We start from the raw sequence: 19,187 nt of genomic DNA, 5'->3' as shown, positions 1-19,187 counted from the left end.
TCATCCTTCTCTCTTAAGCGTTATCCAAACTGCCAGCCGAGCAGATTCCAATAGTAGAAGAAGAACGTCAGTTGGGCAGCAGACAGCATCACTAAGGTGTAATGCACCCGCCTGAGGGCGGTCCAATATTTATTTTTCCATACCAGTATAGCTGAGACCAGCATTGCTAAGGTCAAGCCCGCCATAATGATTGGCATAACCAAGCTGACAGACAGTAAAGGGCTGATACTGCTGAGCTTCTGCATAATGTCCATGGACATAATAACCATAAACAGAGTAATAAAAGACAACAGCGCCCAAACGGCAGTTCCCGCAGATAATCGGATGGCCCGCTTTTCGGGGAGCGTCATCGCCTTGAACCTGCGTCTGAAGAAGATAGGTCCGGGCAATGCCGTGAGGAAAATGAATCCCAAGACACCAAGCAGGATAAGCCAAAACTTACTTTGATCCAAAAGCGGCGTACGCTCCAGCGGCATCTCCGGAGCCATGTCCAGGAGCATATGTGTCACTGCGCCGGACTCATCCGTCAGGAAGCCGATCTGGTCGGTCCCTTCCTCCAGCTGGAACAGGTTAGGAGCGACTGCTCTGTACAGCTGTTGTTCACTACCGCTTCCCAAGGATATCTTGTTATCCACAATCGTAACATTCAGCTGGGCAAAAAAGTTAAAGAACTTGTCAATATCGCTTATGTTACGGCGTGTAAATTGATAGGAGCCGGCATATTTCTGTACGGATTCCGCGGAAGCGGAGAACTCCGGCTGCTTCACTTCAGGAGCGGGATAGTACTTGTTGAACAAGGCCTGGACCAGATGGGTCGCAGCTTCGCTGCCTTGACCGCCATTGTAGGATAAGAAAATCCCCAGTTGCTTGGCAGGTGCGAGATACAATTCCGTATTAAACATGGGATCGGAGCCGCCATGAGAGATTATTCTCACCCCGTTCACCCGCTTCTCTGCGAATCCGAGAGCTACTCCCGGCAGGCGCTTATCGAGCTGGAATGCCGTTGAATGCATCAATGCAGCCGTCTCAGGCTTCAGAATCTGCCCGGTGCCATATTTCCCGTTCTGCAGATGGGCGATCATGAAATGTGCCATGTCTATTGCAGATACAGTACCCGAGCCGGCAGGACGAAATCCGCCCTCGAAGGTAGGTGTGCCCGGAATAAAGCTGCCGTTCCCGCTATTATACCCTACCACCTGGTTAGGGATGAATGACTCCGGCAAAGGCTCCACGACCGTTGAATGCTTCATGTCCAGCGGATCGAAGATATACTTCTGAATATAATCATTATAAGGAATACCGCTGACATCCTCCACGATCATACCTGCAAGCGTTGCTCCATAATTAGAATAGGCACTCATCTCACCTGGCGGTCTGATCCGTGCCAGCATATGTTTATTAAGTGTCTCCGAGATGGAACCGGGCAATCGGGCAGGATCAGTGACGATCTGATAACCGACTCCGCCCTCTTCAAAGCCTGCAGTATGGGTCATCAAATGACGCATGGTGATGGGTTCAGGATAAGTAGCAGGAATCTTCACGGATTTCAGGTAGGTATTAATGTCCGTGTCCAGATCAATCTTGCCCTGTTCCACCAGCTGCATCACTGCTGTCCAGGTGAACAGCTTGGTCGTTGAAGCGATTCGGAACATGCTGGTTGCAGGGTCAACCGGAGCCGCTTGCTCCAGATTGGAACTGCCATACCCCTTGCCCAGAATGATTTTGCCATCCTTGACGATGGAGATCACCGCTCCCGGAATTTGCAGCCGGTTCATATACTCTTCCATCATTCCATCCACGAAGGATGTCAGACTTGCCGTATCCTCAAGATTGGCAGGCGCTTCAATCCGGGAACCCGGTGAAGCGGCTTGCCCTGTCTCCGCACTGGCATGTTTCCCGGGAAATATAAGGCTCGCACTTAATCCCATCACAGCCAATATTGCCAGAGCAGCGATCAGCCTTTTTTTCATAAATATCAACATTATTACCCTCCGCATCATCTTCTATATTTAAGGTTAGGGCCAATCTCCCTAACACTTCTAGAGATTATCAGAGTAGTGTGAATGGAACGTTAACAGAACTTCTAATCGTTATGTAACGATTAATTTCTTTTCCATACCCTTACACTGATTAAATAATATAAAGTCATAAGAAATTGGATTATTAATATACCCAGCGGAAACAAATAAAGCATTTCAAACTGATATTTTCGGAAAAGCTCAAAGGAAACTACAGCATAGCCTCTGGGTTCAATACCTTGCAATTCCACGAAAAGAAATAAGAGTAAACTGCTTGGAATGACCGTAAATAAAAACCAGGTGATTTGCTCCTCTCTCTTATTAGCCCTAATAAACAATAAAGAATTAATAAAACACATGCATAAGGGCAGGAAGTAGGTTTTGCAAAGTAATATTATTATTCCTGTTGCCCATCCCTCAATTCTTATCTCAAGAAAATAGATTAAAATCAGATGTACTGCAATTGCTGCTAACATATAAAGAACGGCTTGGTATATTGGCTTTATGAATTTCCCCATTCTCTTTCCTCCTTGCTAACATTGTATGAGGCAAAATGATTATTCTTTGGATAATATCATAAACCACATTGAGGCCCAAAGGAGTAACTGGATAACTGAATAGATAATGGGGAAGAAAAACATCAATTCCCAATAACCCTGTTCAAAATGGAATTCTATAAATACAGGTTCGCTCGGCTCCGCACCTGTAATTTCTTTTATTTTAAAAAGTATGGCCGCACTGGGAAGCAGACTGGTCAATAGCCAAACCAGATTATACCTGATCTTCTTCGTTTTCAACGACCTCATACAAGTTGCATACAACAAAAAAACCGGAGCGCAATATGTCAATGCAATTTGCAGACCCCCTACTTCCTCCCACGCACCCTTTTTTAAATTCAAAAAGCTAATAATCAGCAAATGAATTATACCCACCACTGCAACCTGCGCTAGTCCTTTAATCCTAATAATCATCCGCTCACTCAACTTATCTCCCCCGAGATTATATATATTTTCCTTTTACACCGAATATCGGATTCTCCGCTTGATTTATGTATATCAAAGAACATCAAAAAAGGAGCCGTATACAGATACGGCCCCAACTCATTCAATATTTTTATTATTCTTCTTACAAACGAGATGGTACAGACAGAATCAGGATTGCTATACTTTTAACTTAATTGCATACTCGTAAGGCAGGTATCATCACTCTCAAAAGTGGAAATCTCAGACTGAGCCTGCTTACCTTCATGAGTAATGGTCATCTTATAGTTCTGATCACGCGGCAGCCATAGGTCGATGAAGCCGTTCGGCTGGGACTTGACGGTCTCGTTCATGATCTCCTTACCGTCCGCATCTTCGATTGTTACCCCGAAGGATTGGCCGGCCATCTCTCCCTGGCAGCCGGTCAGGCTGTGGGTGGCACAGGGATGTGTATTCTGCACATAAGGGGCAACCGACAGGAAGAACTCATCCTCCGGCAGCCCATAGACTGCTTCGTTAGAACCGCCGCTGTCCACAATCAGCTGGGTCGAGGTAATCGAAGCGGACTCCGCCGTCAAGGTACGTGAGCTGAAGTCAGCCACCATTTGCTTGATGTCCTGGCTGCTGCCCGGAGTTGTAGCAACCTCCGTTGTTTTCGCTCCCCCGCTTCCCGCGTACAGGTAGATTCCCAGCGCTGCAATAACCGCACAGGCACCTGCTACTATTTTATTGTTCACGATATAGATTCAGCTCCTTATAGATGGCATTCAGCCCATTTCTTCCCGCAGATCATGCTCCATGAACAGAATATCACGTTTCATTTCCTTCATGCTAGCTCTGGAGATCCGTCCAGCCTCGAACATCAGCTGAATGTGGTCACGTTCGAGCTGAATGCCTGCTCTCGACAATTCCTGCAGCGATTCTTCGAACTCCCGTTTCGTGGAGGAGATGGACTCTGGACGGGTTAACCGCATTCTTCCCCGCTCATAGCGCAGAATCAGGGCGCTAATTACTTCAGGCTCCATCTCTCCCGTAGTCTGCAGCTCTCTCAGCCGCTCAAGAACATAAGCGAAAATCCCGGCCTGCAGCCGGTTTGATTCCTCACGCCGCTCCTGCGCGCTTAAGCGGACCTGCTGAATGACACCTGTGATTTCTTCCCAGCTTTTGAACGGAATCAGATCATTCTTGTACTGCGGATCACGGGTGTATATGAACAGCTGCCGGTTCAGGCGGTTCAGATAGCGGTATGCCGTATACGGGTTCACTTCATGCTGCTTGAGCGCAAGCATAGTGTATTCCCGCTGCCACTTGAGTGCTGTCACCCCAAGCTTACGTTCCATTTCCTCAGCGTCTTCATTCTTCTTCAGCAGGCGGATTCTTGCGTTATAGATCCCGGTTAGATGATTCAAGGCGAGGCGGGACTGATCTGTAGCCTGCTCATTTAAGCCCGCAACCACACTGCGCAGAATTTCGATTTTGGCCTCGGCCTCCTCGGCATTGTGCTCTGCTTCATGATCTGAGCCAAGCAACAGCGGCAGCAGAAAGTTAGACGCCAGCAGAGTCCATAGAATGACACCCGCCGCCAGGAAAATAATCAGGTCTCTCGCCGGAAAGTAGGAGCCGTCATCCAGGAAAAACGGCAGTGACATCGTACTCGCCAGGGTAATCGTACCTCGAACCCCCGACAGTGTGAGAATGAGCGCCTTTTTGAATTCCAGCTTCCAGGGTCCGCGCGCCTCCTCCCCTTCGGGAATATCCATGACCAGCATCCAGATCAGCCTCAGACCGAGGACAGCAGCGGTTAATAGCAGGGTATAAAGGATAACCTGGACATTCCCTATATCCGGGTTGTTCCAGACCGTCTGAATAATCTCCGGCAGTTGGGTACCCAGCAGCAGGAAGACCAGGCCGTTCAGGACGAAGATGATGACGGCCCAGGTGCTTTTGGACACGATACTCAGCTTGGCTACTTCAGGATTCATCTGCTTGTACCCGAAGGAATGGGCGATCCCTGCACTGACCACTGCCAGAATTCCATTGACTCCCAGCTCCTCAGCGGCCATGAAAATTGCAAAGGGTGTCAGAATCTCAATCAGCATATGTAGCGTGACATTCTCCATCCCGAGCCTGCGCAGCCACCGCACGATCCCGTATTTAATGAGCGTAAGCACAAGACCCAGCACCACACCGCCTAGCGAGATGCCAATAAAGCTCAGACTGGCCGTTTTGAAAGAGAATGCGCCTGTAACCATAGCTGCGACTGCAAATTGAAAGGACACCAGACCCGACGCGTCGTTAATCAAAGATTCTCCTTCGAGAATTTGCATCGTCTGATGGGGGATTTTTACTTTTTGCTCCAAAGCGCCTACAGCGATCGCATCCGTAGGGGCCAGTGCCGCAGCCAGCGCAAACGCAGCCGCCAGGGGCAATACCGGCAACAGCCAGTGCAGGAAATATCCCAGCACCCCTACCGTTAGAAAAACCAGCCCCAGCGCCAGCAGCAATATCGGCTTTTTCAGCTTCCATAAGGCCACTTTATCGGCAAGCCTGCCGTCATTGAACAGCAAGGGAGCAATGAATAATAGCAGGAACAGCTCCGGGTTCAACTCCAGCTCGAAATGCAGGGGCAGCCAGGTCAAGGCCATACCCAGCGCGATCTGAATGATCGGCACGGAGAGCGAGGGGATAAACCGGTTCACCAGATTAGACAGTGACACGGCTGCCAGCATCAACAAAATATACTCAAATAATTCCAATCGGACAAACCTCCATCTCTGCACTTGCGTGTGCAGATACTAAATTACGTTATGTATGTAAACTCAGTATAAACGATCTGCGGTGAAATATCCTCTTGGTGGCTGCTATAGATTACAAACAAACGGTTAATCTACGGACATCGATAAACCATTTATTGCCTCCCGTCCAGGTGTCAGCGTATAATTAGCTCAGACGAAGAACGTCCCAAGCCATCGCTGGCAGAGGGGCGTTCTTTTTTTTGCGTAAAGGAGAGATGGAGGGAATGGAAATGGATTTTGAAAAAGCGCATCAGCTGCTCTTGGACCATCATTTGTCGATCAGAACAGGAGAGCGCAGAGGCCGGCTGTCACGGGGGCATCAGTATGCAGAGAAGCTGCTGCTGCGTAATGTCTGGTGGCCGCTGTTTGGCAATCTGGATGATCTGCATCCGGAGTATGAGGTCTACGACTGGAACCGTAAATCGCAATTTCTGGATTTTGCATTTCTTCCGTCGTACGGAAAATTCGGCCTGGAATGTGATGGTTATCAGAGCCATGTGAAGGATATGGACCGCGAAAGGTTCAGCTACTCACTGAATCGGGAGAATTATCTGAACGGACTGGGCTGGAGGATTATACATTTCTCCTTCGATGATGTGCAGAATCGTCCGGAAATCTGCCGTATGCTGCTGCAAATGGTCATTTCCCCTTCTTTACTCCGTGTTCAGTCAGGACCCTCACTTTCACCGAGGGAAAGAGAGATTGTCAGACTCTCCTTGAGTCAAAAAAAGGGGTTACGGCCCAAAGATGTGATGCTTCAATACAACGTAAGCTTTCGGACGGCTCGCAAACAACTGCAGGAGCTGGTCCATAAAGGACTGCTGCGCCCTATCATGCTAAACAGATACATTTGCTACTATGAGCCCGTGCAGGGATTACCTGATTTGCATCAGTAAGTACTGATGACTAGCCTTGAGTGAACCGCTCTGAACATAGGTAAGCCTTATGAGTAAATCCTCAGTATGCAATTTGGCGGGGATTGTAGCGGGTTGACAGTCTAGCAGCCTTAATAATGTTGCAGATATTGCAACTTGGCTATCTAGATACTGGGGTGTGCGGGAGAATTGTTGCAGGAAATGCAGGAATCTTAACGTGAAGTTCCTTAAATGCGGAGTATTCCTGCTTTTTGTGCAACATTTTCTGATTATGGCCCCTTAATGAGAGGCAATGTTGCATTATGTGCAGGAATTGTAATTGCGCTGCCGCCTCCACTTCCAAATCAGCAGGGGATGGCTCAATGTACAGTTCAGCGGATGGTCAGCGGTTGGTCAGCGAATAGCACAGCGGATGGCTCAGGGGACGGCTCAATGTACAGTTCAGCAAAATGACTCAGCAGGTGAACACAATTACAGAGGAACACCCCGCTTATTTCATAAGCGGGGTAACTTCCTGTTCCATTTGTTCGAGCAACTCGTCAACGGTGGACGTTTGCGTGTAGAGACCGTCCATGAGCAGCTGGATCTTCGTATCAATCTGCTGCCAGTTCTTATGTCCTGGCGCGATCCGCGCCGTGGCGATCTGATCGAGCACCGCCCGCTGGATGCTCTCCGGTGAAGGCTTGGATGCTGCCCGCAGGAAGACATCGGATTCCAGAACAGACTTGCGTGACGGGACAAAATATTGCGCGGTGATGCTCATAGACTCTGCACTGGTGATGAACTTGAGGAATTCTGCAGCCTCTGCCGGATGACTGGTCTCGAAAACAGATACTCCCGCATAACCGAGGGAGGTCCCTGTCCCCTTAATGCCTGACGGCATCGGAGCGATGTCCCAGGAAAAATCGCTAACCGCGCGGGCCTTGGAAGTATAGCTGTAACGGTCCGTATACATTCCAAGCCGGCCGCTGTCGAAGGCAATCTCATCCCCGGGCAGCGGGTGCACCTTGCTCTTGAACATCATGTCACTGTAGAGCTGGAGCGCTTCCTTCCCTGCGGGTGAATTGAGTGCAAATGATGCTCCGCCGCTGTCGAACAGCTCCGCTCCATGCGACCAGAACAGCGGCAGCAGTGCGTCCGACCAGTTGTTCCAATCGCGGACCAGCTTCACGCCGTAGATGCCTCGCTGCGGGTCGGTAAGGCTTCGCGCCGCCTTGAGGAATTCATCGTAGTTCCACTGTCCTTCCTCATACAGCTCCGTTGGCGTCTTCAGTCCACGGGCCTGGAACAGATCCTTATTGTAATAAATCAGCACCGGGGGCGTGGAGAACGGGATGCCATATAACTGGTCTCCCCGCTTAAAAATATCAAGGGTAGACGGATAAATATCCGCATACCGGTAGTCAGAGTCATCCTGAACCGCTGCGGCAATATCAGCCAGTTGGCCTGATTCAAGCAGCTGCGGGATCATCCGCTCCGCCAGCCAGCCGGCATCCGGCGCGGTGCGGGAGGCCAGCATGATTGACAGCTTCTGCTGATAATCCGCAAAGGGAATCATCATAATCTCGACCTCGATCCCGGAATGAAGCTGTTCAAATTCAGCTATAAGCTCCTCCACCATCGCCTTCTGTGCATCATTGCCCCAGATACTGAACTTCAGCTTCACGGGTGCCTGCGCAGCAGCCGTCCCGCTCTCCACTTCTCCCTCCCCGGCTAACCCGCCGGGCGCGCCGTTTCCGGCATCCGAAGAACAGCCCCCAGCCAGCAATACCGCAGCGATAAGCGCTAACAGCCTAATCCGCATTATTCCTCTCCTCCTTGCCTGTCCCCTGCGGGTCCGGCATCATTCATCGCCTCCCAGTTCATCGGCAGGCGCAGCGAGACCGTTACGCCCTGCTCTGCCGTATTATCCAGTGTCAGGCCGTAAGGCTCCCCGTAGAGAAGCCGCAGCCGCTGATGGACATTTCGCAGCGCGAACCCCTTGAGTATCCGGCCAAAGCCTCCTTGCTCCGCATCGGCTGCGGCCCGGGGCTGACGGCCATATAGCTGTTCTTCAAGCTCCAGCATCCGTGCGCGGGTGATGCCGAGGCCATTATCCCTAACCGACAGAATCAGATCCTCTTCTTCTACAGAGGCGGTCAAGGTAAGGCACAGCTTGTCCGGTCCCATGGCATGCTCAATGACATTCTCGATCAGCGGCTGCAGAATCAGCTTCGGCACCACACAGGAATCAAAGGAAGAATCAATATGGATCACGGCCTCCAGCTTGTCCCCTAGACGCATGCCTTGAATACGCAGATAGGCTTCCACGAATTTCACCTCATCCAGCACATACACCATTTGTTCCCGGTGGCCTACGGTATAACGCAGCAGCTTGCCGAGACTGGTTACCACACCGGAGAGCTCCCGGGTATTGCCCTGAAGTGCCAGCATGTTCACCATTTCCAGCGTGTTGTACAGAAAATGCGGATGAATCTGGCTCTGCAGCGCCAGCAGCTCTGCCTCCCGCTCCTTCAGCCGGGTCTCATAGACCTCCTTGACCAGACGGTCAATCTCGCCGATCATCGTGTTGAATCCTTCGGTCAGCTGCCCGATTTCATCGCTGGTGGTGACCGTCGCGCGTTCGAGGAACAGCCCCCGCTTCACCTGCCTCATCTTCGACTGAAGATGGGCAATGGGCTTAATCAGGCGGCTCGACAGCAGTATGGCTGCTACGTAAGCCGCCATAAGGGCCACTATGGAGACAATCAGTGTAGAGTTTGTCAGCTCACGGGCATCCTCCCGAAGCTGCGCCCGGGGCATCAGCGAGGTGACCTTAAGTCCTGTGTACGGTGATTCCGCAGAGGCAGTAATATAAGATTCGCGTGAATCGGGAAGCTTGCCGGCCCCGGAGTACAGAACGACCTGATCCTTGCCAGTAATCTGCAGCAGGCCGCTCCCGCTTGAGCGTACCGTCGAGACAATTGATCCGAAGCCCCGGGGCATCAGATCTACCTTGACAATTCCCAGCATGGCATGGGTGTACGGTTCACGGATGACTCTGGCCACGGAGATGATCCCCTGCTTCGCCTCTGTGTAGTAAGTTGCGCTGTGCGGCGGAAGAATGGCAAGGCCACCGTCCGCCTGCTCTACGGTCTCCATCCACTCTGCCATGCTGCGGTCCCACCGCTTCCTCACACTCTGGTCCAGATTACTGAAGATTCCGCCGTCATTGGTGAACACCAGGATGCTCTCGATTTCCCCCCGGTCAAAAGCCAGCGAAGAGATAAACAGGTTCATCTTCAGCGTCTCATCCGTGCTCAGATAGGTGCCGCCCGAACCCGGCAACCTGTGCTTGCGGAGAATCTGCATCATATCCTCATCATACAGCGGCGCAAGCGTCAGACGGTCCAGCTCCTTAATATAATGCTCCAGATTAATATTAATCTGGCTGACGACCTGATTGGATAGTTCTACCGTGTTGCGTTCTACTCCGGCAATATATTTCTTATAGCTGATGGTGCCGATGACCAGGAACGGAATGGTGATCAGCAAGCAGAATAAAATGATAAACTTCGTGCGCAGCGGCACATAAGCGGATCTGTTGAATCTTTTACCGGATAACATGCGTAACATGCGCACAGCCTCCCCGAACTCTGGTTCTACATCAACATAGCATAATCCGGGATGGAAGTCAGAGCTATCCGCCATGCCCTGCCCAGGCTCAGAGATTCCGGCTCAGCTATTCTCAAGCTCGCTTGACCAGACCTCCGTCTGCCTCCAGAATTCGGCGGCTGTCAGTGTCCCGCTGTGAATCATATACGCGTAATCCAGCAGATTCGGCAAGCAGGGCAGGTCCAGCAGATAACGGCTGAACGCATGCGCAGCGATCTCCGAGGTCTTCGTTACGCCCGCCCGGATACGCAGCGGCCCCAGGGAGAGGCTGCTGATGTCATCCAGCCGCTTATTCGTGTATCCCAGCTCCGTGAACTCCAGATCATGGAACAGCTCATGGGCGAGATGAATGTCGGTAACCTCCCTGAGGCTGAAGGAACGGCCGGGAAGCAGCACACCGGCACATTGCCGCAACTCCTCCATGGAGGACCGGTACAGTGTAATGACACGTTCCTTGGCCGACAGCTCAATCTGGGCGCGGAAGCGGATCTGCCCGATGGTGCCTTTCCGTTCATTGAGGTTCACCTGGATGCCCCTGTCCCTGCAGATGGCTCCGACATCCGTGCCATAGCGGGCTTTGAACGCCAGAGCCTGCTCCTTCCCGATGGCCAGCGGACGCTCAACATAATAACGCCGTTTACCGCTCGGAATCCGGTGGAACAGCAGGTCGTTCTTCAGTTCGGCATACCCCAGTACATGATCATCCGGCAGTGTACGTGCATCTGTCTTCATCATCCCCTGCACCTCCTACTGGTAGACGACCGCGAGCAGCTCGCTGTTGTCCTCGAGCAACCCTGTCTCCACCTCAAGAATGGAGAACAGCTGCTCCTTGGTCTGCATCCCGGTCAAATCGAGCATTTTTTCCTTATAGAAAACAAAGGTCTTGGGGATCGTGGCATTTGCATCCGAATAGATCGTATTCTCCTCCAGGAACGAGGCGAACCTGTCAGCCATATTCTTCTTCAGAAAAGCTAGGTGATACGCATTCGTCTTCTTGAAGCGGACCACTCCCTCACGGTCGAGCACGCTCACATGGCTGAGCTTCTTCTTCACCAGGCCGAACATCGACTTCTTGATCTCGCTGGCCTCGAACAGATACCATCTGCCGGAGGCTGCCTTCAGCTCCGTCTGCTCCGCAGGCTGGCCCAGCGCATCCGCCGCCGTCTGCATCAGCTCATTCACCGGCACCGCGCGGCTGGCCAGATCCTTCGAGCGCAGCTCCGTGGAGCCGGTGGCGATCGCCCGCAGAATATTGCGCTGGGAGTCGATCTCGATTGTGACATCGACCGTGGATTCGTTCGCCCCGGACTGGACGATTCTCTCCATAATCTCTGCCCGGATCAGCTTGATATCATGCTCGGTGGCACCCACGACCGTCTTCTCGATCTGCTCGCGGACCATCGCCATCCCGACGCCAATCGTGGAGATATACGGCGCATTGTTCGCAATCTGGTGCTTGAAGCCTTCCTTCGCAGCCATGGCCGGGACCAGAACTGCACCGCTGCCTCCGCCGCCTACCAGCGTAATGAATCCGGTGTCCAGCTCATAATCGCTGATCATCTGGTTCACCACCGCCATCACCTTGCGGATGGCAATATCCATGGCGGCCCGGGCCGCCTCCTCCGCAGACATCCCGAGATGAGAACCCAGCGCCTGCCAGGCGATCCGCGTGCTCTCCATATTCCCGCGCGCATAATCCGTCTCCGGCACATGGTTCAGCAGATTCGCCGCTCCCGCCAGGGTCAGCGCATATTCCTGTCCTCCCCTACTACGAACCGTAACATAATCCGGGTCTCCTTCGCGCGGTCTGACGAGACCGATCGCAGGCTGCTCCAGGTTCTCCTTTCCGGTGAAGCACTCGTATTCCAATCCCGCAATATGCGCACTGCGCGGGCCGACATCCGTGATCTTGCCCCCGCCGATCTGGATCATGCTGCCTCCGGCAACGGCCAGCGTCCGCACATCCAGCGAGCGCAGATAGGTCTTGTGTCCGCCGACCTGGGCGTTCTCAATCATGACCTTACCGTTCTTGATCACGGAAATATCTACGCTGGTGCCGCCGACCTCGAAGAAAATGCCGTCCGATATCTTCTCATACATCAGGGCACCGGCCACGCCGGCCGCCAGCCCCGACAACATCGTCAGGATCGGGCGCTTGCGCACCTCGTCGATGCTCATGACGCCGCCATCACAGCGCATGATCATGAGCTGTGAGGTAATTCCCGCTTCTTGGACCGCCTGCTCGGTCATATTGGCCGTCTCCATCATCTTCGGGATCAGGCTCGCATTGACGACCGCTGTGCGGGTCCGCGTCTTCAGCCCGTAGAGCTGGGAGATCTCATGTCCGCCGGTGGCGTACACTCCCCGGCTGCGTGCCGCTTCCATCACTCTCAGCTCATTGGCCGGATCATCGACACTGTAAGCTTCCGAGGCTACAATGACCTCTGCGCCCTGGGCCAGCAGCTGGTCAATCGCATCTTCAATGGCTTCCGCTGTAAGTTCCCGGGAGTCAATGAACTTGTGATACGTAGTAAGATACTTGCCCGCAGCCAATTCAATATCCGCCACATTGGTCTCTGAGCGGGCACTGCGGGCATCCAGCCCCGTACCCATCCCCACGATGCCTACACGGGCAACATCGCCTTCCAGCAGCGCATTAGTAGCCTGCGTCGTCCCGTGGGCGATGAACTTGATATCGCCGGGAAGAATCCCGTTCTCGCTCATGATCCGCTGGATGATCTGGACAATCCCGCTGGCGACTCCGCGTTTATCGTGGTGCGTGGTGGGCATTTTGACCTTGGACAGCACCTCAAAGGTCTCATTATCTATCGCCACGGCATCCGTGAAGGTTCCTCCGACATCGATGCCGATTCTGATTTGTTTATTGCTCATAGCAGGTTCTCCTCTCCATGAAGCTTAGGTCTCTAAGAGTCTCTAAAAGGCAATCATCCCCGCGATAATCATCGAGATCATCACCGCAACGAACATCCATGGCAGCGTCTTGCGCAGCGTTTCAATAATATCTGTCTTCGTGTAATCGGCGATCCACACATTGTGCGAGTTGGTCGGATCACTGACAGCCTGCAGATTGCTCACAATACGCAGGGCCAGCATCGCTGCCACAGGGGCCATACCACCAGCCACGATCAGTGCCGCAATTCCGCTGCCGAGCCCCCATACATTGAGCGGCCCCCGGTAGATTGCCAGCGGAGAGAGCAGCGTGAAGACGAGAATATACATTAGCGGATTCGTCGGAATAATGACTTCGATCAGCGGCTGGATTAACGAGGCCACCTGTGGCGCGGTTACCGCACTAAGCAGCATCCCGATTCCGATCATCAGACCCAGCGCACCGGCTACATCCTGAATGCCTTCAACCAGCGCACTCGACAACACATGGAATGGACGCTTAGGGGTGGCCAGCAGCAGGGTGACCAGCGCCCCCATGAAGACCGCCGAGACAATATCCACCTTCAGGAAAAATACGAGCAACACCGGAACAAGCGGACTGATGAGCGCAATCGCTCTTACATTCTTGTTGTCCTGAGCCTGGAATTCCGGCTTGAGCGGCATGGCCCAGGCGCGGCGGACCTTGCCGTCTTTGCGGGTGTAATAGACGATCATAATCAGGGCAATCACAATCAGCGGGACGGCACAGACGAGCGAATAAGAAGCAATCGTGTTCGTCGGTACCTTAAGCACATCGGTATAGATCGCCCAGGTAGAGACGTTGAACACCACACCGACCGCATTGGCCAGTAGTACTACCAGACCGCTTACAAAGGGCTTAAGTCCGGCTGTCAGCATAATAGGGATAGCGATGGTCCCGACCAGAATAACCATACCCAGTCCGTTCGCGGCCGAGAAGATCACAGAGGCGGCGAGGAAAAAGATAATGGCAATCGCCAGCGGCTTATCTCCCGCCAGCTCCGCTGCCTTGCGGATAATGGTCTTCGTGATACCGACCTTGCTGAGAATCTGGCCGAACCAGGCGCCGAAGATCAGTCCGGCGATGGCGGTAGACAGCTTCATGGCTCCGCCTGCAAGCACACCCTTCGTGATGGTGAAGGTGTCCGGGTTATCAGACAGGAGCGGGATGCCGGCAATCGCCGCCAGCAGAATCGCCATCATCGGCAGCGCGAGCAGTGTGGTCAGCTTGCGGGTCATCATCAGCCCCACAAACACAATGAATACAAGTAGAATTCCGATAATTTGCACGGTTTCCAAACCAATTCCTCCTAAATTTTTGTTGAATATACGTTGTTATAAGAATTATTATTTAATTGCAGCCAAGGGTAGATGCTAACAACAGCCAACAACAGTTAGATGTATTTCTACAATTAAACTACACACAGCTTAATAACTGGCCACTTTAGTTGCACATATTACAGTTATGGCGCCGCGCGTTACACTTCCAGATAAGCGCCGTGCGCCACAAGCGTCTCCTGCAAGCTCTTATAATCCACCTGCTGCACTGGAACTCCTTCCCGGACCGCCAGCGCCGCCGCCGTACCGCCCGCCTGCCCGATTGCGCCTACTGTCGGTGTAGTCCGCACAGCCGCCTGGGCTTCAAAGGTAGCCGAGAGGCATCTCCCCACAACAATCAGATTGTCGATCTCGCTGGTGATCAGGCAGCGGTAAGGGATGCCGTACATCGCGCCCCACTCCAGATGATCTGTTGCGGTTCCCTCGCCGTCCGGGCTGTGAATATCAATCGGGTAGCCGGAATGGGCGATCACATCCTCGAAGGGCTTCACCGACAGGATATCCTGCGCAGTCAGTGTGTACACACCTTTGATCTGGCGGGAGCCGCGTACGCCGATGGACGGGCCTGTAGAGACAACCACTGAATCTTCGAACCCGGGAATATATTTTTTCAGAAAAACCTCCAGCTCCCGGCACTGCTTGCGGCCCTCAATCTCGGCCTCGCTGAGGCTCCATGGGTCTGTGCTGTCCTTGCCGAGAATCCGCGTCGTGTTCATAATAATCTCACCGGGATTGCTCGTCTCGAAGAATAGCACATCCTCTCTCGGAATACTGATCTCACCGCGCGCCTTCGCTTCACGGAATTGCTTGTCGAAGCCGACGACAGAGAGTCTGGCCGCCGAGTCCATCACCGTAATATCCAGATTCATGCGCGGAAAGTCCTCACGGTGCCCGCGGATGTACGCCTTGATTTTCTCCGTGTCCACTCCCCTCATCTTCATCTTCAGTGTCATCGGCTGCGACTGCTCGTCGGATTCGCGCCCTTTGGTGAACGGGACGCCGGACCAGGCCGCCAGATCGCCATCCCCCGTAGCATCGATGAACACATCCGCCGAGATCCTGCTAAGCCCGCCTTTGTTGCACAAGGTAAGCGATGTAATGCGTCTGCCGGATACTTCAGCACCAGCCAGCATCGTATGATACAGCACCTCGCCTCCGCTCTCCTGCAGCATCAGATCCAGCTCGTATTTCATCGCTTCCGCATCGAACGGTGTCACTGAATAGGTGTAGTTCGTCGCGTCCTGGATATGCCCCGGCGATTTGCCGAGCGCCCGGAGCCGCTGAATCAGCTCATCGGTGATTCCCTGGATAGCCTGCTTATCCCCCGCGTGAAAAGTCATCATCGGTCCTACGCCCGCAGCAGTTAGAGTCCCGCCCAGGAATCCCCCCGCCTCGATGATCAGCGTCCGGGCGCCTGCTCTTGCTGCCGCGATAGCCGCGATGGAGCCGGAAACCCCGCCTCCCGCCACAACCACTTCATATTTCCGCATCCTTGTTCCTCCTTCTTCTAAGTGAACGGTTACATTACTGCTGCTCCCTGTATTGGGTTGGGGTGCAGCCGGTATAGTCCTTGAATACCGCCATGAAATGCTTCGAGCTTAGGTAGCCGGATAATTTGGCAACCTCATAGATTCTGAGATTCGTCTCCTTCAGCAGCTGCTTGGCCCGGTTCATCCGGCACCGGGAGACATAATCCGTGAAGTTCTGTCCGGTCTCCGTCTTGAACAGCACCGACAGGTACTGATGATTCAGATGCACCTGCTCCGCCATATATTGCAGCGAAATTTCCTGATCCAGCCGCTGGGCAACCAGTTCTTTCACTTTGCGGATCAGTTGCCTGCCCTTCTGGTCGGTCTCCCCCTCTTCCGGCTGGCCCGGCAGAGCATTCCGGGCTCCATGCTTGCGCTTGAACTCCCCTAAGGCCTGGGCCAGCTCCGTGCGGTCAACCGGCTTCAGGAGATAATCGCTGATGCCGTATTTGATGGCCTGCTTTGCATATTCGAAATCGGCATACCCGCTCAGAATCAGGATATACAATTCAGGGTACTGGTCACGGACCCGCCGGATCATCTCCAGCCCGTTCATTTCATTCATCCGTATATCCGAGATCAGGACATCAGGCTTCACACTCTTGAGTGCCTCCAGTGCAAGTCTTCCGTTCTCTGCCTCACCCACCACCTGAAAGCCGCCGATGACCTCCTCAATCAAATGCTTAAGGCCCGTACGGATCAGGGCTTCATCCTCAACCAGAAACAGCTTGTGCAACCCTATCCCTCCAAATACAGTATCTGGCCGCCGCTGCGCTTCGCCAAGCTTCTGAGGCTCATTCCTGGTGAAACGCTTACAGTACCAGTATAAAATTTGAGCACCTGCAATGAAACGGCCCTCATTCGAGAAAAGGTATGAAATTTCGAGATGAATCCGCGTCCGCTCCGCCAGATATGAAACCGGATGCCCTTCACGCCTATAGTAAGGCGGAAATGACATCCGGTTCTGCTTGCTTGTATATACACAGCCCTCTTCTGGCCTGGCTGATTACAGGCTTTGCGCTGTGCTGTTATCATACAGCGCTATCAATTCATCGAATGATGAGATAATGACATCCGAGCCCTTCAGCTCATCCTGCCGCCCGAAGCCGGCATAGGCGCAGCCGATCACGGTCTGTCCGTTGCCCTTGCCCGCCTGTACATCGGAGGAACGGTCCCCGACCATCCAGGCACTGCCGATCTTGTGATTGTCCAGCAGAAGGCCGAGCAGCTCGGTCTTCGTTGCCGTGCCCGAGCCGCCCGCGCTGTACAGCCCCTCGAACAGGTCCTTCAGCTCGTGTACGACTACGATGCTATGGATATAATCCTCCAGCCCGTTGCTGGCGACGAACAGCTTCACTCCGCGTGCGTGCAGCGCACGCAGCGTCTCGACTACCTTAGGGTACAGGACTGTACCTCCGGCCTCCAGCCCCTCAATCTCAAGCTGCAGGAGCAGTTCATCCGCCCGGCGGTGTACCGCCTCATCCGCTTCCGGCATTACGTTCTTCCAGATATCCGCAAGCAGCATGCCTAGACTGCCCAGGATGCGCTCCTCCGGCGGAGTCGGGCCGGAATGCAGGCCTTCTTCCCGCAGAATATCGAACATTTTATGATAGGCGGGCAATAACAGGCTTTCTGTCTGAAACAGCGTACCATCCATATCAAATACGATGGCTTCCGGCTGGTTTAATTTCGGCAGCGGTCTGTTCCCCGCCTGTGTCTGTTCTTCGTTGCTCATGAGGTGAATCATCCCTTCCAATTGTTCTTCGGTCACACGCCCTAATGATATAGGAAGCAGCAGATGTTGTCTACGAACCCCTAATTACAGAAAGGGACCGCAGTGCAAACACATGGAGTGCTTACACTGCGATCCCTTCTGTTCATACTGCATACTGCCTCAGAACCTTAACTTATACGTTGTCGAAGCTTGAGATCAGTTCATCGAGAACATCTTTGCTGACCATTTTACCTTTGAAGTTGATCAGGTTCTCGGAACTTCCGGAGAAGATGCAAGTAGGTTCATATTTTCTGAGAATGATCTTTTCGCCGTCCACAAAAATTTCGAGCGGATCCTTTATGTCAATTCCCATTGTTCTGCGCAGCTCAATCGGAATCACAATACGTCCCAGTTCATCTACTTTTCTTACTATGCCAGTTGCTTTCATCATTATGCATCCTCCCTTGAAATAACACTTGGATCATCATTCGGTGTTAAAAGCTATCAAAGCTTCTAATAAGTAGAAATGATTACTCTATAATTGCATTGTAAAGTGCTATTTCTTTCCTGTCAATTTTATTTCTACATCTTTTGATATTTATCGACAAAAAATTCGACAAAGTTTAGAGTTTTTTCGACAAATTTATAATCGAAACCGTTTTATATCCATTTTATTCTTTTCATTCAATTTTTGCCCGTAATTCTGTAGGGGTATGGCTGAATCGGTTTTCCCCTTAGCTTACGGCTGCTCCTTAGGAACTATGCTCTTCCTTTACTTGACAAGAAAGATATACAATCTATATATTTTACGTAATATACTATATTGGAGTGTTTCCATGAGCAAAGAAGCTGAGAAAGAGCAAGCCGTCTATACCGTCATGGAGCATATGGCCAGCGTGCAGCAAAAGTCACAGGCGTTCATAGACCGGATTACGAAAAAAGGGTCACTCTCGCAGAACCAGATCATGCTGATGTTCCTGCTACAGCTCACCGGCTCTCTTAATATTACGGATATCTCAGAGCGGCTGGTCATTACGCCGGGAGCCGCTTCGTTCATGTGCGATAAGCTGGAGGATCTGGGATACATCGAGAGAATTCGCACGAAGGAAGACCGCAGAGTCGTCAATATTGTTCTCACCGGATCAGGCAAGCAGCACATCCTTTCTCTCTTCGACACCTTTGCATTGACTGACCTTGACAAAATATCGGCAGCCCTGCAGAGAATTGATGAACTGATGGGCGGAATGTTACAGTAGCATCAACGGCTATCCTTTAAGCACAGACTGCATTTCCCATCGGGGAGTGCAGTTTTTTTGTTAAAGAACATATATTGATTAAATATTTCATTTAATATAT

At 52.4% G+C, this 19,187-nt stretch carries 16 protein-coding genes; 2 read left to right on the top strand and 14 right to left on the bottom strand.

What is annotated here, in order from left to right:
* Positions 1-20: 20 nt before the first annotated feature.
* The 5 genes from NST69_RS08315 to NST69_RS08295 form a co-directional block, all read right to left on the bottom strand.
* Positions 21-1,982, bottom strand: coding sequence for a serine hydrolase domain-containing protein (locus NST69_RS08315; protein WP_342548977.1), 1,962 nt, complete (start codon positions 1,980-1,982; stop codon positions 21-23).
* Positions 1,983-2,101: 119 nt separating this feature from the next.
* Positions 2,102-2,536 (bottom strand): hypothetical protein, encoded by a 435-nt coding sequence (locus tag NST69_RS08310; protein ID WP_209872593.1) that lies wholly within the window; start codon positions 2,534-2,536, stop codon positions 2,102-2,104.
* Positions 2,537-2,575: 39 nt separating this feature from the next.
* A complete protein-coding gene (locus tag NST69_RS08305) occupies positions 2,576-3,001 on the bottom strand; it encodes a hypothetical protein (protein ID WP_342548976.1) in 426 nt (141 codons plus the stop codon).
* A 185-nt stretch (positions 3,002-3,186) separates the two neighbouring features.
* Positions 3,187-3,738, bottom strand: coding sequence for a CueP family metal-binding protein (locus NST69_RS08300; protein ID WP_342550115.1), 552 nt, complete (start codon positions 3,736-3,738; stop codon positions 3,187-3,189).
* A gap of 27 nt (positions 3,739-3,765) precedes the next feature.
* Complete coding sequence (locus tag NST69_RS08295; protein WP_342548975.1) at positions 3,766-5,754, bottom strand: Na+/H+ antiporter; 1,989 nt, start codon at positions 5,752-5,754, stop codon at positions 3,766-3,768.
* 269 nt (positions 5,755-6,023) lie between these two features.
* Between NST69_RS08295 and NST69_RS08290 the strand changes: the two genes are divergently transcribed.
* Positions 6,024-6,689: a hypothetical protein gene (locus tag NST69_RS08290; RefSeq protein WP_342548974.1), complete on the top strand. Its 666-nt coding sequence runs from the start codon at positions 6,024-6,026 to the stop codon at positions 6,687-6,689.
* Between the two features lie 469 nt (positions 6,690-7,158).
* Here NST69_RS08290 and NST69_RS08285 read toward each other — a convergent pair whose 3' ends face one another.
* From NST69_RS08285 to NST69_RS08245, 9 genes are all read right to left on the bottom strand, one after another.
* Entirely contained in the window at positions 7,159-8,472 is a 1,314-nt protein-coding gene (locus NST69_RS08285; RefSeq protein ID WP_342548973.1) for a sugar ABC transporter substrate-binding protein, read from the bottom strand.
* On the bottom strand, positions 8,472-10,283 hold the full coding sequence (locus NST69_RS08280; RefSeq protein ID WP_342548972.1) for a histidine kinase: 1,812 nt from the start codon (positions 10,281-10,283) through the stop codon (positions 8,472-8,474). The genes NST69_RS08285 and NST69_RS08280 overlap by 1 nt, the downstream gene beginning before the upstream one ends.
* A gap of 102 nt (positions 10,284-10,385) precedes the next feature.
* Positions 10,386-11,057 (bottom strand): hypothetical protein, encoded by a 672-nt coding sequence (locus NST69_RS08275; RefSeq protein WP_209872614.1) that lies wholly within the window; start codon positions 11,055-11,057, stop codon positions 10,386-10,388.
* 12 nt (positions 11,058-11,069) lie between these two features.
* Positions 11,070-13,214, bottom strand: coding sequence for a hydantoinase/oxoprolinase family protein (locus NST69_RS08270; RefSeq protein WP_342548971.1), 2,145 nt, complete (start codon positions 13,212-13,214; stop codon positions 11,070-11,072).
* A 42-nt stretch (positions 13,215-13,256) separates the two neighbouring features.
* Positions 13,257-14,540 (bottom strand): citrate transporter, encoded by a 1,284-nt coding sequence (locus NST69_RS08265; RefSeq protein WP_342550114.1) that lies wholly within the window; start codon positions 14,538-14,540, stop codon positions 13,257-13,259.
* A gap of 188 nt (positions 14,541-14,728) precedes the next feature.
* On the bottom strand, positions 14,729-16,078 hold the full coding sequence (locus NST69_RS08260; protein ID WP_342548970.1) for an FAD-dependent oxidoreductase: 1,350 nt from the start codon (positions 16,076-16,078) through the stop codon (positions 14,729-14,731).
* Positions 16,079-16,112: 34 nt separating this feature from the next.
* On the bottom strand, positions 16,113-16,853 hold the full coding sequence (locus tag NST69_RS08255; RefSeq protein WP_209872623.1) for a response regulator: 741 nt from the start codon (positions 16,851-16,853) through the stop codon (positions 16,113-16,115).
* A 270-nt stretch (positions 16,854-17,123) separates the two neighbouring features.
* Entirely contained in the window at positions 17,124-17,852 is a 729-nt protein-coding gene (locus NST69_RS08250; RefSeq protein ID WP_051477738.1) for an HAD family hydrolase, read from the bottom strand.
* Between the two features lie 172 nt (positions 17,853-18,024).
* On the bottom strand, positions 18,025-18,282 hold the full coding sequence (locus NST69_RS08245; RefSeq protein WP_036721536.1) for an AbrB/MazE/SpoVT family DNA-binding domain-containing protein: 258 nt from the start codon (positions 18,280-18,282) through the stop codon (positions 18,025-18,027).
* A gap of 385 nt (positions 18,283-18,667) precedes the next feature.
* Here NST69_RS08245 and NST69_RS08240 point away from each other — a divergent pair, with 385 nt between their 5' ends.
* On the top strand, positions 18,668-19,087 hold the full coding sequence (locus tag NST69_RS08240) for a MarR family transcriptional regulator (RefSeq protein WP_209872629.1): 420 nt from the start codon (positions 18,668-18,670) through the stop codon (positions 19,085-19,087).
* The last annotated feature ends 100 nt before the right edge of the window (positions 19,088-19,187 follow it).

Source organism: Paenibacillus sp. FSL P2-0089 (genome assembly GCF_038595095.1).
Classification (GTDB): Bacteria; Bacillota; Bacilli; order Paenibacillales; family Paenibacillaceae; genus Paenibacillus_AQ; species Paenibacillus_AQ silagei.
This window is presented reverse-complemented; position numbering and strand designations above follow the sequence as displayed.

Coding starts and splice junctions, on each gene's coding strand:
- NST69_RS08315 (WP_342548977.1), bottom strand. CDS start 1,982: ATGTTGATATTTATGAAAAAAAGGCTGATCGCTGCTCTGGCAATATTG.
- NST69_RS08310 (WP_209872593.1), bottom strand. CDS start 2,536: ATGGGGAAATTCATAAAGCCAATATACCAAGCCGTTCTTTATATGTTA.
- NST69_RS08290 (WP_342548974.1), top strand. CDS start 6,024: ATGGATTTTGAAAAAGCGCATCAGCTGCTCTTGGACCATCATTTGTCG.
- NST69_RS08285 (WP_342548973.1), bottom strand. CDS start 8,472: ATGCGGATTAGGCTGTTAGCGCTTATCGCTGCGGTATTGCTGGCTGGG.
- NST69_RS08280 (WP_342548972.1), bottom strand. CDS start 10,283: ATGTTACGCATGTTATCCGGTAAAAGATTCAACAGATCCGCTTATGTG.
- NST69_RS08275 (WP_209872614.1), bottom strand. CDS start 11,057: ATGATGAAGACAGATGCACGTACACTGCCGGATGATCATGTACTGGGG.
- NST69_RS08270 (WP_342548971.1), bottom strand. CDS start 13,214: ATGAGCAATAAACAAATCAGAATCGGCATCGATGTCGGAGGAACCTTC.
- NST69_RS08260 (WP_342548970.1), bottom strand. CDS start 16,078: ATGCGGAAATATGAAGTGGTTGTGGCGGGAGGCGGGGTTTCCGGCTCC.
- NST69_RS08250 (WP_051477738.1), bottom strand. CDS start 17,852: ATGAGCAACGAAGAACAGACACAGGCGGGGAACAGACCGCTGCCGAAA.
- NST69_RS08245 (WP_036721536.1), bottom strand. CDS start 18,282: ATGATGAAAGCAACTGGCATAGTAAGAAAAGTAGATGAACTGGGACGT.
- NST69_RS08240 (WP_209872629.1), top strand. CDS start 18,668: ATGAGCAAAGAAGCTGAGAAAGAGCAAGCCGTCTATACCGTCATGGAG.